Source organism: Actinomadura napierensis (assembly GCF_039529375.1).
In the GTDB taxonomy this organism is placed as follows: domain Bacteria; phylum Actinomycetota; class Actinomycetes; order Streptosporangiales; family Streptosporangiaceae; genus Spirillospora; species Spirillospora napierensis.
Window position 1 is genome coordinate 1 of the sequence record NZ_BAAAMR010000386.1, and the last position, 563, is coordinate 563.

Here is a 563-nt window from a genome sequence, read left to right on the forward strand (position 1 = left end):
GCGAGTCTACAACTGCACGCGTTAAGGTCACTTTTGAAATGACTTTTTTAGGGTCAATATCAACTACTGGACGCCAAGTTTGGAATACAGGATTTTTACCTACCAGTGATGGCTCAACGGCATTCATCCAAACTGTAAACTGCTGACGAGTAAACTTACGGTCCATCATATAGCTCAGCACTGACCAGTCTTTACGGCGTGGTGGCATTACTGTTGCATCTGTATGAATAACCAAGTCGCCTTGTTCAAAGCGGAACTGTTTAAGCAGATTCATATCTTCTGCAAACTGTTCAGGGTTTAAGAACTCTTCAAGTTTAGATGTTGGCGTCGCCACAATAACGCGGTCAAATGTACCTTGGTCACCTTTTTCATTTTCGACCAGTACTTTTTCACCTTGTAGCTCAACTTTTTTAATTGCCGAACCGCTATGGATATCAATGCCTTTAATTAAGCTATCTACAAATGCAGGTGTACCGCCTTTCATACGCAACAACATGTCACCATCAGTTAAATGACGCAAAAACTCAAGAAGGTTTTTCGCAGGCCAATCACCAATTGTTTTT

At 41.6% G+C, this 563-nt stretch carries 1 protein-coding gene; it reads right to left on the reverse strand.

The features are described from left to right. Nucleotides 1-563, reverse strand: a 563-nt coding sequence (locus ABD296_RS50070; protein ID WP_344285749.1) for an FAD-dependent oxidoreductase, incomplete at both ends; no start/stop codon positions are given.